General features: G+C 69.6%; 12 protein-coding genes. All 12 read right to left on the bottom strand.

The window, feature by feature from the left end; all coding sequences use genetic code 11:
• Positions 1 to 183: 183 nt before the first annotated feature.
• A complete protein-coding gene (locus ACFXK0_RS16530) occupies positions 184 to 840 on the bottom strand; it encodes a maleylpyruvate isomerase family mycothiol-dependent enzyme (protein WP_379411138.1) in 657 nt (218 codons plus the stop codon).
• 219 nt (positions 841 to 1059) lie between these two features.
• Positions 1060 to 1872, bottom strand: a complete 813-nt coding sequence (locus tag ACFXK0_RS16525) for an acyl-CoA thioesterase domain-containing protein (protein WP_379411137.1) — start codon at positions 1870 to 1872, stop codon at positions 1060 to 1062.
• Positions 1873 to 2113: 241 nt separating this feature from the next.
• Entirely contained in the window at positions 2114 to 4696 is a 2583-nt protein-coding gene (locus ACFXK0_RS16520; protein ID WP_379411136.1) for a primosomal protein N', read from the bottom strand.
• A gap of 14 nt (positions 4697 to 4710) precedes the next feature.
• Positions 4711 to 5922: a methionine adenosyltransferase gene (metK, locus tag ACFXK0_RS16515; protein WP_379411135.1), complete on the bottom strand. Its 1212-nt coding sequence runs from the start codon at positions 5920 to 5922 to the stop codon at positions 4711 to 4713.
• Between the two features lie 173 nt (positions 5923 to 6095).
• Positions 6096 to 7313, bottom strand: coding sequence for a bifunctional phosphopantothenoylcysteine decarboxylase/phosphopantothenate--cysteine ligase CoaBC (gene coaBC, locus ACFXK0_RS16510; protein ID WP_379411134.1), 1218 nt, complete (start codon positions 7311 to 7313; stop codon positions 6096 to 6098).
• A 28-nt stretch (positions 7314 to 7341) separates the two neighbouring features.
• Positions 7342 to 7620 (bottom strand): DNA-directed RNA polymerase subunit omega, encoded by a 279-nt coding sequence (gene rpoZ, locus ACFXK0_RS16505; protein WP_067493623.1) that lies wholly within the window; start codon positions 7618 to 7620, stop codon positions 7342 to 7344.
• A gap of 28 nt (positions 7621 to 7648) precedes the next feature.
• Complete coding sequence (gene gmk / locus ACFXK0_RS16500; protein ID WP_379411133.1) at positions 7649 to 8233, bottom strand: guanylate kinase; 585 nt, start codon at positions 8231 to 8233, stop codon at positions 7649 to 7651.
• Between the two features lie 5 nt (positions 8234 to 8238).
• Complete coding sequence (gene mihF, locus ACFXK0_RS16495; protein ID WP_030203531.1) at positions 8239 to 8559, bottom strand: integration host factor, actinobacterial type; 321 nt, start codon at positions 8557 to 8559, stop codon at positions 8239 to 8241.
• Between the two features lie 675 nt (positions 8560 to 9234).
• Positions 9235 to 10059, bottom strand: coding sequence for an orotidine-5'-phosphate decarboxylase (pyrF, locus tag ACFXK0_RS16490; RefSeq protein WP_379411132.1), 825 nt, complete (start codon positions 10057 to 10059; stop codon positions 9235 to 9237).
• A 28-nt stretch (positions 10060 to 10087) separates the two neighbouring features.
• Positions 10088 to 13450, bottom strand: a complete 3363-nt coding sequence (carB, locus tag ACFXK0_RS16485; RefSeq protein WP_379411131.1) for a carbamoyl-phosphate synthase large subunit — start codon at positions 13448 to 13450, stop codon at positions 10088 to 10090.
• A complete protein-coding gene (carA, locus tag ACFXK0_RS16480; RefSeq protein ID WP_379411129.1) occupies positions 13450 to 14565 on the bottom strand; it encodes a glutamine-hydrolyzing carbamoyl-phosphate synthase small subunit in 1116 nt (371 codons plus the stop codon). Before carA ends, carB begins: the two co-directional genes overlap by 1 nt.
• Positions 14562 to 15068 carry a transporter gene (locus ACFXK0_RS16475; RefSeq protein WP_379411128.1) on the bottom strand — a complete coding sequence of 169 codons (507 nt, stop codon included), beginning with the start codon at positions 15066 to 15068 and terminating at the stop codon, positions 14562 to 14564. The genes carA and ACFXK0_RS16475 overlap by 4 nt, the downstream gene beginning before the upstream one ends.
• Between the last annotated feature and the right edge of the window lie 10 nt (positions 15069 to 15078).

Here is a 15078-nt window from a genome sequence, read left to right as displayed (position 1 = left end):
ACCGATCCGGGCGGTCCTTCTCTCGACTCACCACGAAATCGGCGAATACCGGCGATGGTCGGCGACGCGGCCGCCGCTGGTCGAGTTCGTGCTCGACCCGGTCCGCCGGGTCTCCTTATCGCGGTGCTCGACGCGGGCCGGGTCGGCGCCGACGCGGGGTGGCCACGACGGATGTTCGGGGGATCACCCGGCCATTTCGGCGGCCAGCCGGTTCTGGAGGACGGTCGCTCCGGGACCGGTGAGGTCGGCGGCGTAGCTGGCTCTGCCTGCCATGGCCATGGTCAGGGCGAGGGTCGTCCCGCTGACCAGTGGGCCGTTGCCGGTGGTGAAGGGGCCGTCGGTGGCTGCCAGGCGCAGGCCGTCGGCCAGGGTTTTGCTCGGGACGGCGAAGTCGCGGCTCGCGTAGAACTCGGCGACGGCAGTGGTCGCCTCGATCGTCGGCACGGTGGACAGACCGAGGGGGCGGCGGATGTCCTGTGCGTGGACGACGACCTCGCCGAGCCAGGCGGCGGTGTGCCCGGACGCGCCGGTCGTGCTGGTCACGATCGCGCGGAAGCGGGCCAGGGTTTCGGCGGGTGTGGTGCCGCGGTGTTCGGCGAGGCGGCGGGCATTGTGCAGGTCGAAGTCGAAGCGAGCGCCGAGGACGCCGCGCAGCCAGCGCAGTCGGCCGACGCTCGCCGCCGCGGTGAGGTGGGCGAGCACTTCCTCGACCGTCCAGTCGCCGCACAGCGAGGGCGTCGCCCACTGCCCGTCGTCGAGTCCGGCGAGATCCTCGGCCAGGGCGGCCCGCTCGGCGTGTGCCAGCGCCCAGAGTTCGTCGCGGGCAAGGGTCTGCGTCATGGGTCCTCCGATTCGGTACCAGGGCTGGCCGGGGCACGCACGGCTCGTACTGGTGACGGCGGAAGTCGGCCGAATTCATCGGCGAGGCCCACCGCCGTCATCTGGATCCGGTGGGCCGCCGAATGCGGTCGGCCGGGTACCTCGCCATGTGGGTCGGGCCAGTTCGACCGCCGGCACCAGCTGGGCGGGCGCATTCGAGCGCGGAGCACCTGAAGTTTTCTAGTCGGTGGCGGCCGCCACGTGGTCTCCCGGTTCGGTGACCCGGACCTGGCGACCCGCATTGGCGACGGCGGTGATGACACAGGTGCCGAGGCGGCCCGCGCGGTCGTAGAGGGTGGCGGTGCTGACCGCGACGCCCGCGGTCGCGACATGGTCGAGTGCCTGCATACCGAGTTCCTGGCCGATGGGCAGGCGCGACAGGGTGAGGGTCATGTCCGCGTTGATGTAGCCGACGCCCTGGGTGCCCCAGTGGCAGACGAGGTTGGTGATGTCGCCGGTGGCGGCCGCGCGCTGGAAGGGCGAGAAGGGTTCACCGGCCACCAGGGCGGGCAGGTTGTGCCAGGTGACCTTGCGCTCGGCGTTCTGTGCCGCGGTGAATTCGGTGATCCAGTCGTCGTCGCCGCATTTCAGCAGGGGTGGCTGCCCGTCGGGGTCGACCAACCGCTGCTCGGGGATCGGCACGTCGAAGGGCGGTTGCCAGACCTCACCCGGCGGCGCTTCGGTGGCGGCGAGGAAGACCACCGTCGCCCGCGCCATCGTCTCGCCACCCTGCATCAGCCACGAGTCGGCGACAGTGATCCGGTTGCCCGCCCGAACCACCGCGCTGCCCAGGGTGATGGGTTCGTTGCGCACCGGACGGAACAGGTCGACCGTGAACCGGGCAGGCACGAAACCCGCACCGGGACCGCGCTTCTCGGCCTCCAACGCCAGCAGCCCACTCACCGCGACACCGTTGAGCTGGTTCGGCGACCAGCGGCTGATGGCCAGCTCGGTCGGCACATAGCTCCCGGCCCGCTTCGTGAAGAACTCCATCGCGATCCTCTCCGTCACTCCGGCCACATAATAGAACACGTTTCATTTCCAGCTGCCGGCAGCGACCGCGAAACCCCAGCTCGCTGGACGAACGACACCCCAGCACCACGCCCCGACCGCCCCTCGCCGCCGCCCTCCGTGCGATCAGCGGGGAGGATGCGGCGCCGTGAACAGCCGACCGGAGCGGCGACAGCGCCGGCTACAGCAGTACGGCCACAGCAGTGGCTGCCGCGGTGCTGGGTCAGCCGATGTCGACTGGGTCGATCTGGATGCGGAGGGGGGCGTCGGAGCGGTGGGAGCTGCGGACCGCTTGGGCGGCGGTGAGTGCGCGTGCCAGGGGGGCGCCTGCGGTGCGGGCGACGCGCAGCAGCATGCGTTCGACCTCGGTGGGGCTGTCGCCACCGGAGAACGGTTTGCGGGCGGTGGGTGGCAGGGGTACCGGGCCGAGGACTTCGGTGCCGTCGGGGAGGACTGCGACATCGAGCAATTCTGCGATCGAGGCGGTGGTGCCGTCGATCGCGGCCAGGCGGACCGCGGGCGGGAAGCCGACCTCGGCGCGGGCGTCCAGTTCGGCGGCGGCGTGGTGGACCGGGTCCCAGCGGACCAGGGCCTGCACGGTGGGCAGGCCGGGGTCGGCCATCACGATGACCTGCCCGCGCGGCCGGACCAGGGCGGCGGCGCCCATCCAGCGGCGCAGGGTGTCCTCGGTGGCGCGCAGATCGGCCCGCCCGAGCAGGGCCCAGCCGTCGAGCAGGAGCGCGACACCGTAGCCACCCGGCACGAGCGGTTCGGCGCCGACCGTGGCGACCACCACCTGGGCACCCGGGTCGACGGTGTCGAGCACTTCGCCACCGCCGGAGCCACGGATCGGGACGCCGGGGAAGGCGCGACCGAGTTCCTCGGCGGTGCGGGCCGCGCCGATCACCATCGCCCGCAGCGCCCTGGCCCCGCAAGCCTGACAACGGAAGGCGGCTTCGGTGATGCCACACCACCGGCATTGCGGGCTGGCCGCCTCGCCGTTGCCCGACTGCGGCAGCGACAGCGGGCCGTTGCAGTGCCGGCAGCGAGCTGGAGTACGGCATTTGGCGCAGGCCAGCGACGGGACATAGCCGCGTCGCGGCACCTGGACCAGGACCGCGGCGTTCTCCTTGAGCGCGGAGCGGGCGGCCGCGAAGGCGACGCCGGGCATCCGCACCGCGCGGGCCAGCGCATCGCGTTCCAGCGCGAAGTCGGTGTCACCCGGGGCGCTGATCCGGGGCATCACCTCCCGCAGCACCTGTCGTTCGGCGAGCAGGTCGTGGGCCCAACCGGATTCGACCACGGCCTGGATCTCGGCCGTGCGGGCGAATCCGGCCGCGACGAAGGCGGCCCCGGTCTCGTGGGCGCGCAGCATGGCGACTTCGCGGGCGTGCGGGTACGGCGAGCGCGGTTCGGCGTAGGTGTCGTCGCCGTCGTCCCATAGCGCGATCAGCCCGAGGTCTTTCGCCGGGGCGAACACCGCCGCCCGCGTCCCGACGACGATCCGCGCCTGCCCGCGCAGCACCGCCAGCCACCGCCGGTACCGGGCCGCCGGGCCCAGCCCCGCCGACAGCCCGACCGCCGAATCCCCCACCAGCCGAACACATTCCGCCAGCAATCGATCGAGATCCCGCTGATCGGGCACCATCAGCACCGCACTGCGCCCGGCCGCCACCACGGTCGCCGCGAGTTCGGCCAGCCGCGCCGCCCAGTCCTCCCCCGGCAGCGCCTGCCACGCTGCCCGCGGCCCGCGGCCATCCGCCAGTGCGGCGACGAACGCGCCACCGTGCAGGTATCGCGCCCAGGCGGTGGTGTCGACAACAGGCGCCTCGGCCCCGGAGTCCGGCGCGTCCACCGCATCACCCGAAACATGCTCCGGCACAGCAATATCCGAGATGTCCGAGGACGCCTGCCCTCGCTCCGAACCGACCTCCTTCGAGGCTGCACCTCGCATCGGCGACGGGCCGTTCGGCGCGGCGCGCGCGATGCCACCTGAGGGCAACGACCGCTGGGTGACGATGGAACCGATGTCCGGAATCGGACCAGGTTCCTTCGGCACCTCGCCGGGCGGCGCGGCTGCGGCCATGGCTGCACCGCCAGGCACAGCGGTTGCCGCATCACCCGGCACAGCCGCTGCCGTATCACCAGGCACAGCGGTTGCCGCATCACCAGACACAGCCGTCGCCGCATCACCAGACACAGCCGTCGCCACATCACCAGCCGCTACCGCATCGCCGGGCACAGCCGTCGCCACATCGCCCGGCGTAGCCAGGACTGGATCGCCGGGTGTGGACGCATCGCCTGGTGACAGGTTGGGCGGAGCCGGTGGCGTGGCGTCGGCATCGGATGGCCGGGTGGCGGTGTGGGATTCCGTACCCGGCGGTGGCGTCACGTGATGCTCGGCGGACTTCTTCTTGGCCGACTTCTTCGCGCCGCCGTTTTCGGTACTCGCGTGCCTCGGTGGGATGGCCAGGCGCAGGACGTCGGCGCGGGTGCCTGCGTAGCGGGCGGCGACCGTGGTGGCCAGGCGCAGGATTTCGGGGGTGAGGACTCGTTCGGCGGAGACGACGCGTTCGAGGGGCATCATCTTGCCGGTGTGGTCGGTATGTGGGAGGCGGGCGAGCAGGTAGCCGTCGACCAGGCGGCCCGCGAAGCGCACGCGGACCCGGACACCGGGCTGGGCGATCGCGTCGAGTTCCGGCGGAACCAGGTAGTCGAAGTCGCGGTCCAGGTGCGCGGGCGAGAGCAGCGGGAGCACCCGGGCGATCGGGTGTCCCGCTGCTGTCGATGGATCGTCCGCTGCCACGCGGGCGGTGGGTACTACAGGCCGACGGCCGCGCGCAGCTTGTCGGCGCGGTCCGTGTGCTCCCAGGGCAGGTCGACATCGGTGCGGCCGAAGTGGCCGTAGGCCGCGGTCGGCGCGTAGATCGGGCGCAGCAGGTCGAGATCGCGGATGATCGCGCCCGGACGCAGGTCGAAGACCTCCGAGATCGCGGCCGAGATACGGACCGGATCGACCTTCTCGGTGCCGAAGGTCTCGACGAACAGACCGACCGGAGCCGACTTGCCGATGGCGTAGGCGACCTGCACCTCGACCCGCTCGGCCAGTTCGGCGGCCACGACGTTCTTGGCGACCCAGCGCATGGCGTAGGCGGCCGAGCGGTCCACCTTCGACGGGTCCTTGCCGGAGAACGCGCCACCACCGTGGCGGGCCATGCCGCCGTAGGTGTCGACGATGATCTTGCGACCGGTCAGACCGGCATCGCCCATCGGCCCACCGAGCACGAACTTGCCGGTCGGGTTGACCAGCAGCCGGATGTCGGAGGTGTCGAGCGAGGGCAGGTCGAGATCGCCGATCACGGCGTCGACGACCTTCTCGCGGATATCGGGGGCCAGCAGGTTGTCCAGGTCGATATCGGCCGCGTGCTGGGTGGAGATGACGACCGTGTCGAGGCGGACCGGACGGTCACCGTCGTATTCGATGGTGACCTGGGTCTTGCCGTCGGGACGCAGGTAGGGCAGCACACCGGACTTGCGGACCTCGGTGAGCTTGCGCGAGAGCCGGTGCGCCAGCGCGATCGGCAGCGGCATCAGCTCGGGGGTGTCGGTGGTGGCGTAGCCGAACATCAGGCCCTGGTCGCCGGCACCCTGACGCTCGATCGCGTCGTCGGAACCGCCGACGCGCGCCTCGTGCGAGGTGTCGACGCCCTGCGCGATATCGGGCGACTGGGCGCCGATCGCGATGTTGACACCGCAGGAGTTACCGTCGAAACCCTTTGCCGAGGAGTCGTATCCGATCTCGAGGACCTTCTCCCGGACGATCCGCGGGATGTCGGCGTAGGCGGAGGTGGTGACCTCGCCCGCGACATGGACCTGCCCGGTGGTGACCAGGGTCTCCACCGCCACACGGCTGCCCGGATCCTCGGTGAGCAACGCATCGAGGATGGAATCGCTGATCGCGTCACAGATCTTGTCCGGATGGCCCTCGGTCACGGACTCACTGGTGAATAGCCGACTGCCTGTCGTACGCACAGTTATTCCCTCTCCCTCAACGGGTTACTTCGTTCTCTTCAAGACTATTCCAAACCACCGACACGGTGGCGAGTTAGTACCAAGCCACGCCGCGATCGACCACGCCGGCGGTACACTGCGCGATCCTCGTTGCCGCGCAACGATTTTCGTGCCGAGGTGACGGATCTGCCCGGTCAGCGCAACAGTGGGACGAGCGCGTCGAGCACCCGGCTGGCCAGCAGCGCCTTCGATCCGTGATCGAGGGCCTGTTCGGTGCCGTCGGCGCCGAGCAGCCAGCCGTCGTTGGTGTCGACCTCGAACGCCTTGCCCTCGCCGACCGCGTTGACCACGAGCAGATCGCAGCCTTTACGGGCCAGTTTGGCGCGCGCGTGGGTGAGCACGTCACCGTTGTCGTCACCGGTCTCGGCGGCGAAACCGACGATCGCGGTCCCGGCGAGCTTGCCGTCGGTGCGCGCGTCGACCAGGCCGGCGAGGATGTCCGGGTTCTTGGTCAGCGGGATCACGTCGGGCTCGTCGGCGCCCTTCTTGATCTTCGCGGCGGCGACATGAGTCGGCCGGAAATCGGCGACCGCGGCGGCCATGATCACCGCGTCCGCGCCGAGCGCGTGCTTGTCGACCGCGATCTCGAGCTGGTCGGCGGTGGTGATGTGGACCAGTTCGACCGCGGCGGGCGGCGCGAGCTCGATGGTGTTGCCCGCGATCAGCGTCACCTGGGCACCACGCTGGGCAGCGACTCTGGCCAGGGCATAGCCCTGCTTGCCCGAGCTGCGGTTGCCGAGGAAGCGCACCGGGTCGAGAGGTTCCCTCGTGCCACCGGCGGTGATCACCACGCGGCGACCGGTCAGATCGCGCGGCAGCGCGTCGGCACGCTCGAGCAGCAGCGAGGCCAGACCGAAGATCTCCTCCGGCTCGGGCAGCCGTCCCGGACCCGTATCGGTGCCGGTGAGCCGGCCCGACGCGGGTTCCATGACGTTGGCGCCGTGCGCGCGCAGCGTCGCAACATTGGCCACCGTCGCCGGATGCTCCCACATCTCGGTGTGCATCGCGGGCGCGAACAACACCGGACATCGGGCCGTCAGCAACGTGGCGGTGAGCAGGTCGTCGGCCCGGCCCTGGGCCGCGCGGGCCATCAGGTCCGCGGTGGCGGGGGCGATGACGACGAGATCGGCCTCCTGGCCGATCCGGACGTGCGGGACCTCGGGCACGTCGGCGAACACGCCGGTGTTGACCGGCTGGCCGGACAGTGCCTCGAAGGTCGCCTTACCGACGAACTGCAGGGCCGACTCGGTGGGAATCACCCGCACCTGATGGCCGGTCTCGGTGAACCGGCGAACGAGGGCACACGCCTTGTAGGCGGCGATGCCCCCGCCGACCCCGACGACGATCCGCATGGTCTCTACGCCTCCGGAAAAGAGATTGTCACTCGCCCTCGGTGTGCTCGAGCAGGTCGGAGTGGATTTCGCGCATGGCGACCGACAGCGGCTTCTCCTGCAGACCGGGCTCGACCAGCGGGCCCACGTACTCGAGGATGCCGTCGCCGAGCTGGTTGTAGTAGTCGTTGATCTGACGGGCGCGCTTGGCCGCGTAGATCACCAGGGCGTACTTGGACGAGGTGCGCTCGAGCAGCTCATCGATCGGCGGGTTGGTGAGGCCGATCGGAGTGTCGTACGCGGGTGCTGCGGTGATGTCCGTGCTCACTAGAGGAGGCTCCTGGAAGGTTAGTGGGTCAAGAACTCGAATTTGTGCTAACGAATAACGATACCAACTGCTCGCAGGCCGTCGTCACCTCGGCGTTCACGATCACCGTGTCGAACTCGTCACAGGCCGCCAATTCGACCCGGGCGGTTTCGAGCCTGCGCTCGATCACCTCGGGGGTCTCGGTGCCGCGCGAGCGCAGCCGCGCGACCAGTTCGTCCCAGCTCGGCGGGGCGAGGAACACCAGCAGGGCCTCGGGCATCGCCCGGCGGACCGATCGGGCGCCCTCGAGATCGACTTCGAGCAGGACGTGATGTCCGGCCGCCAGTGCTTCGCGCACCGGGGCCGCGGGGGTGCCCGAACGCTGCAACCCCCCGTGGATGTCTGCCCATTCGAGCAGTTCGTCCGCCGCGATCATGGCGTCGAACTCGGCTCGGGAAACGAAACGGTAGTCACGGCCGTCGACTTCCCCGGGCCGGGGGGCCCGCGTCGTCGCCGACACACTGAAGACCAGTTCGGGCAGGCGTTCCCGCACGCACCGCACGACCGTGGACTTACCCACGGCCGAGGGGCCGACCAGTACAACCAGCCGACCCTTCCGCGTGTGTTCGACCACCTGGATCAGGAGTCGAAGTCGAAGCGAGCCAGCAGCGCCTTGCGCTGACGGTCGCCCAGGCCACGGAGCCGCCGGGTGGGGGCGATCTCCAGCTCGGTCATGATCTCGGCAGCCTTGACCTTGCCCACCTTCGGCAGAGCCTCGAGCAGCGCCGACACCTTCATCTTGCCGAGAATCTCATCGGACTCGGCATCGGTGAGGACCTGCTTCAGGTTGGTGCCACCACGCTTCAGGCGCTCCTTGAGCTCTGCCCGAGCGCGGCGAGCGGCAGCCGCCTTCTCCAGAGCAGCGGCGCGCTGCTCGTCAGTCAGCTGGGGAAGGGCCACGGGTTCCTCCGTCTCATCGTTCATTGCTAGATCTACCGCCGGTTACCCGAACGGTCTGTGCGACCGTACCCACGGTGCGCGCCGATTGCGAACCCGACCCCCAGGTCAGGGCAGGAATACGGATGCCGTATGGGGCGCGCGGGCCAGATGCGGTGACACCGGATTCCTCCGCACCGATCCTACCGACGAATCCAGAAAATGCACCCCCACCTGCGGTTATACCGATATGGGCGATGTTAGCCACCGGGTAGCGATCCGGGGGCTCACCAGCCCGGCAAACTCGCTACCGCCCGACCAGGGGGTTTCCCGAAAATCCCGGCGTGTCGCGTGATTTCGCACCGCGTGTCGTCACGATCGGGAACGGAACCGGTCCAGAACCGCGCCCGTGGCGGTGGCGGTGACGTCGTCGATCCGGGCCGGAATCGGGACTGCCCTGGCGAGGTAGTCGGACCAGACCGCAGGGAATCGCCGTCACCGCGGCCTCCGCGACCACCAGGGCGTCGAGCACCTGGTCGTCGGTGCAGAGCCGGGGTCTTACCACCGACCGTTCGGGGTGGTCGCGACCGGTTTCGGGCCGGCGCTGATCGAGCGGGAGCGCGCTCGGGGCCGCGTGGGCAGGACACGACGAGAAGCCGGGGCGACGATGCGTCACCCCGGCTGCCGGATTCGGTTGTCTCAGGCCTGCAGGAAGGCGAACTCCTCCTGCAGCTGCGCCGTCTTGTCACAGAGCGCGGTCACCGACGGGCCGACGCCGAGCAGTTCGCGCGAGACGTTCGGCAGGACGGCGGTCAGGTTCGCCGCGGGGACCAGGGCACGGATGGAGTCCGCGCCCCCGCCCTGAGCACCCACACCGGGCATCAGGATGGGGCCGTTGAGGGCCGAGAGGTCGGGTGCCTCGGTGAGGGTCGCGCCGACGACCACACCGACGGAACCGAAGCCGGGGCCTGCGTTGCGGGCCGCCGCCTCGTCGACCATCGTCTGGGCGATGGTGCGCCCGTCCACGGTGGTGATCCGTTGCAGTTGCGCCCCTTCGGGATTCGAGGTCGCGGCGAGGACGAACACGCCGCGGTCGTTTTCCCTGGCCAGGCTCAGCGCCGGGTCGAGGGAGCCGAAACCGAGGTACGGGGAGACCGTCACCGCGTCGGAGCCCAGGGGGCCGTCACCGAGCCAGGCGTGTGCGTAGGCGTCCATGGTGGAGCCGATGTCGCCGCGTTTGGCGTCGGCCAGCACGAGGGTGCCCGAGGCGCGCAGCACCTCGATGGTGCGTTCGAGGACCGCGAGGCCGCCGGAGCCGTAGGTCTCGAAGAACGCGACCTGCGGCTTGACCAGGGCGACGCGGCCGTCGAAGGCCTCGACGCAGATCTCGGCGAAGGCTTCGAGTCCGTCGACGTCCGCGGACAGGCCCCAGGCGCGCAGCAGTCCGGGATGCGGATCGATGCCGACACAGACCGGGCCGAAGTGCCGCATGGCGTGCTGCAACCGGCTGCCGAATGTCTTCATCGATCCCGCTCCTTCGTCGTCGTGCCGATCAGCCACGCAGCACCGAGTGCAGTTCCTGCAGCGAGCGCACGCCGATGCCGCCGTTGATGCTCGCCTCGATGCCCTGCACCGCCGCGGCCGCGCCCTGCACGGTGGTGATGCACGGAATGTTCGCGCCCACCGCGGCGGTGCGGATCTCGTAGCCGTCCACGCGGGGGCCCGAGTTGCCGTAGGGGGTGTTGAACACGATGTCGATCTCGCCGTCGCGGATCTGCTCGACGATCGAGGCCTGCGGCATGCCGGTGGCCGGGTCGGTGGCTTCCGGGTCGGAGTGCTTGCGCACCTGTTCGCACGGAATGCCGTTGCGGCGCAGGGTTTCCGCGGTGCCCTCGGTGGCGAGGATGCGGAAGCCCAGGTCGTGCAGGCGCTTGATCGGGAACACCATGGCGCGCTTGTCGCGGTTGGCGACGGAGACGAACACGGTGCCCTCGGTCGGCAGCGAGCCGTAGGCGGCGGCCTGGCTCTTGGCGAAGGCGGTGCCGAAGTCGGCGTCGATGCCCATGACCTCGCCGGTGGACTTCATCTCCGGCGACAGCAGCGAGTCGACGCCGGTGCCGTCGGCGCGACGGAACCGGTGGAAGGGCAGCACGGCTTCCTTCACCGCGACCGGCGCGTCCAGCGGCACGTGGCCGCCGTCGCCCTCGGGCGGCAGCATGCCTTCCTTACGCAGGTCGGCGATGGAGGCGCCGAGCATGACGCGCGCGCATGCCTTGGCCAGCGGCACCGCGGTCGCCTTGGAGACGAACGGCACGGTGCGGCTCGCGCGCGGGTTGGCTTCCAGGACGTAGAGGATGTCGTCCTTGAGGGCGTACTGCACGTTGAGCAGGCCCTTCACGCCGATGCCCTTGGCGAGGGCGATGGTGGAGCGGCGCACGGCTTCGATGTCGCTGCGGCCCAGGGTGATCGGGGGCAGCGCGCAGGCGGAGTCACCGGAGTGGATGCCGGCTTCCTCGATGTGCTCCATCACGCCGCCGAGGTAGACCTCCTCGCCGTCGCACAGGGCGTCGACGTCGATCTCGATGGCGTCTTCCAGGAAGCGGTCGACCAGCACCGGGTGATCCGGGTTGAGTTCGGTGGCGCGGGAGATGTAGCCCTCGAGCGAGGTCTCGTCGTAGACGATCTCCATGCCGCGACCGCCGAGCACGTAGGACGGGCGCACCAGCACCGGGTAGCCGATCTCGGCGGCGATCTTCTTGGCCTGCTCGACCGTGGTGGCGGTGCCGTACTTGGGTGCGGGCAGCCCGGCGGCGACGAGTACGTCACCGAATTCGCCGCGGTCCTCGGCCAGGTCGATCGCGGCCGCGGAGGTGCCGACGACCGGCACGCCGGCGTCGGTGAGCCGCTGCGCCAGGCTCAGCGGGGTCTGACCGCCGAGCTGCACGATCACCCCGGCGACGGTGCCCGACTCGGTTTCGGCGTGGTACACCTCGAGGACGTCCTCGAAGGTGAGCGGCTCGAAGTAGAGGCGATCGGCGGTGTCGTAGTCGGTGGAGACGGTCTCGGGGTTGCAGTTGACCATGACGGTCTCGTAGCCCGCGGCCGACAGGGTCTGTGCCGCATGGACACACGAGTAGTCGAACTCGATGCCCTGGCCGATGCGGTTGGGGCCCGAGCCCAGGATGATCACCTTGTCGCGCTCACGCTGCGGTGCGACCTCGGACTCGGCGCCGGGATCGAGCTCGTAGGCGCTGTAGTGGTACGGCGTCTTGGCCTCGAACTCGGCGGCGCAGGTGTCGACGGTCTTGTAGACCGGGCGCACGCCGAGGCGGTGGCGCAGCGACCGCACGCCCGCTTCGCCCGCGAGCTCGGGCCGCAGGGCGGCGAGCTGACGGTCGGACAGGCCGTAGTGCTTGGCGCGGCGCAGCAGGTCCTCGTCGAGAACCGGCGCGTCGAGGACTTCCTGGCGCAGCGCGACCAGCCCGGCCACCTCGGCGACGAACCACGGGTCGACACCGGAGGCCAACGCGACTTCCTCGATCGAAGCGCCGTAGCGCAGAGCGCGTTCGACCTGGTAGATGCGGCCTTCCGTGGGCACGCGCAGGTCGGCGAGGATGGCCTCGATCGCCTCGCGCACCGACGCCGGGTCGGTCGAATCCACCGGGGCCCACCGGCCGTCGTCGAGGGTCCAGAAGCTGGTGGCCTTGGTCTCGAGCGAGCGCAGCACCTTGCCCAGGGCCTCGGTGAAGTTGCGGCCCATCGACATCGCCTCGCCCACCGACTTCATGGTGGTGGTGAGGGTGTCGTCGGCACCGGGGAACTTCTCGAACGCGAACCGCGGCGCCTTGACCACGACGTAGTCCAGGGTCGGCTCGAAGCAGGCCGGGGTCTCGCCGGTGATGTCGTTGACGATCTCGTCGAGGGTGTAGCCGATGGCCAGCTTGGCGGCGATCTTGGCGATCGGGAAGCCGGTGGCCTTCGACGCCAGCGCCGAGGAACGCGAGACGCGCGGGTTCATCTCGATGACGATCAGGCGACCGTCCTTCGGGTCGACCGCGAACTGGATGTTGCAGCCGCCGGTGTCGACGCCGACCTCGCGCAGGATGGCGATGCCCAGATCGCGCATCTTCTGGTATTCGCGGTCGGTGAGGGTCATGGCCGGGGCCACGGTCATCGAGTCGCCGGTGTGCACGCCCATCGGGTCGACGTTCTCGATGGAGCAGACGATGACCACATTGTCGCGGCCGTCGCGCATGAGCTCGAGCTCGAATTCCTTCCAGCCGAGGATGGACTCCTCGATCAGGACGTTCGCGGTCGGCGAGGCGGCGAGGCCACCGCCGGCGATGCGGTCGAGGTCCTCGTCGTTGTAGGCCATGCCCGAGCCGAGGCCGCCCATGGTGAAGGACGGGCGCACGACGACCGGGAAGCCGAGCTCGGCGACCGTCTCCCGGACCTCGTCCATGGTGAAACAGACCTTGGAGCGGGCGGATTCGCCGCCGACCTTGGCGACGATGTCCTTGAACTTCTGCCGGTCCTCACCGCGCTGGATGGCGTCGAAGTCGGCGCCGATCAGCTCGACGTTGTACTTCTCCAGCACCCCGCGCTCGTGCAGCGCGACCGCGGTGTTGAGCGCGGTCTGCCCGCCCAGGGTGGCGAGAATGGCGTCGGGGCGCTCCTTCTCGATGACCTTCTCGACGAATTCAGGGGTGATCGGCTCCACGTAGGTGGAGTCGGCGAACTCGGGGTCGGTCATGATGGTCGCCGGGTTGGAGTTCACCAGCGATACGCGCAGTCCCTCGGACCGCAGCACCCGGCACGCCTGGGTACCGGAGTAGTCGAATTCGCACGCCTGGCCGATCACGATCGGGCCAGAGCCGATCACCAGGATGTGCTTCAGATCCTCGCGGCGAGGCATCAGGCTCCTTCCATGAGACCGGCGAAACGGTCGAACAGGTATGCGGCGTCGTGTGGGCCTGCGGCGGCCTCGGGGTGGTACTGCACCGAGAAGGCGCGACCGTCGATCAGTCGCACACCTTCGACGGTGCCGTCGTTGGCGCAGATGTGGGAGACCTCGGCCTTGCCGAAGGGGGTGTCGAACACCTCGCCCTTCTCGCCTTCCAGCGCGAAGCCGTGGTTCTGCGCGGTGATGGAGATGCGGCCGGTGCCTTCTTCCACGACCGGGATGTTGATGCCGCGGTGACCGAACTTCATCTTGTAGGTGTTACGGCCCAGTGCCCGGCCCAGGATCTGGTTGCCGAAGCAGATGCCGAACAGCGGAATCCAACGTTCCAGGACACCCTGGGTCAGCGCGATCGCGCCGGTCTGGGTGGCCGGGTCGCCGGGGCCGTTGGACAGGAACACGCCGTTGGGGTCGAGCGCCAGGATGTCGTCGAGGGAGGTGTTCGACGGCACCACGTGGGTGCGCACGCCACGCTCGGCGAACATGCGCGGGGTGTTGGTCTTGATGCCCAGGTCGACCGCGACGACGGTGAAGCGGTGATCGCCCACCGGCTCGATCGTGTACATGCCGTCGGTGCTGACCTCTTCGGCCAGGTCGGCGCCGAGCATGGAGGGCTGGCCGTTGACCCGGGCGAGGAGCTCGTCGTCACCGGCGAGGGCGGCGCCGGAGAAGATGCCTGCCTTCATCGAACCGCGGGTGCGCAGGTGGCGCACGACCGCGCGGGTGTCGATGCCGGCGATGCCGACCACGTTCTGCTTGTCGAGCTGGTCCTGCAGGGTGCCGGTGGCACGCCAGTTGGAGGAGATCGTCGAGGGGTCGCGCACCGCGTAACCGGCGACCCAGATCTTGCCGGACTCGTCGTCCTCGTCGTTCCAGCCCGTGTTGCCGATCTGCGGGGCGGTGGCCACCACGATCTGACGGTCGTAGCTGGGGTCGGTCAGGGTTTCCTGGTAGCCGGTCATCGCGGTGCAGAACACCGCCTCGCCCAGGGTCTGGCCCTCGGCGCCGAAGGCGGTACCGCGGAACACGCGGCCGTCCTCCAGCACGAGGGCTGCCTTGATCTTCGTCATTCGTCGTCTCCCGTCGTCACCCTGGTCGCATCCGCGGTCCATGCCGGGTACACCGTCTTGTCGTCGCCCCGGAATCCGGTGTCGATCTCGGTTCCGGTCGGCAGTGTCCAGCGAATTACCAGCACACCATTGTCTGTCATCACTTTGCCCGCGTGTCCGCGTTCGGTGCGCACGGCCGTGACGGATTCCTGCGGAATCCAGATCGGCGTCGCCCCGTCGCGTTCGAGCAGGATTCCGCGTTCGAACCGCGTCAGTTCGGCGGTCGCCCGGAATCCCAGGTCGCCGACCGCGATCCGGTCCTGCCAGCTGGGCGCGAGGGTGCTGCCCAGGTAGAGGCCGGTGGTCGGTTCCAGTAGTTGCGCGCCCAGCTCGGCGGGCACGGCCGGCAGTTCACCGATCCGGTCCTGCTGGCGCGCGGCCTTCTTCTGCCAGGCCCGATACATCAGCCACAGGCACACCACGAAGAAGATCAGACACCCGAGTACCCACAGAGTTCTTTCCATGTTCCTGGCC

The sequence above is a fragment of the Nocardia sp. NPDC059177 genome (assembly GCF_042755165.1).
Classification (GTDB): Bacteria; Actinomycetota; Actinomycetes; order Mycobacteriales; family Mycobacteriaceae; genus Nocardia.
The sequence above is the reverse complement of the archived record's forward strand: the minus strand, read 5'-3'. Positions and strand labels throughout refer to the sequence as shown.

Bases quoted from the DNA above. Each gene is read 5' to 3' on its own strand.
- carA (WP_379411129.1), bottom strand. From the start codon at position 14,565: ATGACGAAGATCAAGGCAGCCCTCGTGCTGGAGGACGGCCGCGTGTTC.
- ACFXK0_RS16475 (WP_379411128.1), bottom strand. From the start codon at position 15,068: ATGGAAAGAACTCTGTGGGTACTCGGGTGTCTGATCTTCTTCGTGGTG.
- pyrF (WP_379411132.1), bottom strand. From the start codon at position 10,059: ATGAAGACATTCGGCAGCCGGTTGCAGCACGCCATGCGGCACTTCGGC.
- coaBC (WP_379411134.1), bottom strand. From the start codon at position 7,313: ATGCGGATCGTCGTCGGGGTCGGCGGGGGCATCGCCGCCTACAAGGCG.
- ACFXK0_RS16525 (WP_379411137.1), bottom strand. From the start codon at position 1,872: ATGGAGTTCTTCACGAAGCGGGCCGGGAGCTATGTGCCGACCGAGCTG.
- carB (WP_379411131.1), bottom strand. From the start codon at position 13,450: ATGCCTCGCCGCGAGGATCTGAAGCACATCCTGGTGATCGGCTCTGGC.
- ACFXK0_RS16530 (WP_379411138.1), bottom strand. From the start codon at position 840: ATGACGCAGACCCTTGCCCGCGACGAACTCTGGGCGCTGGCACACGCC.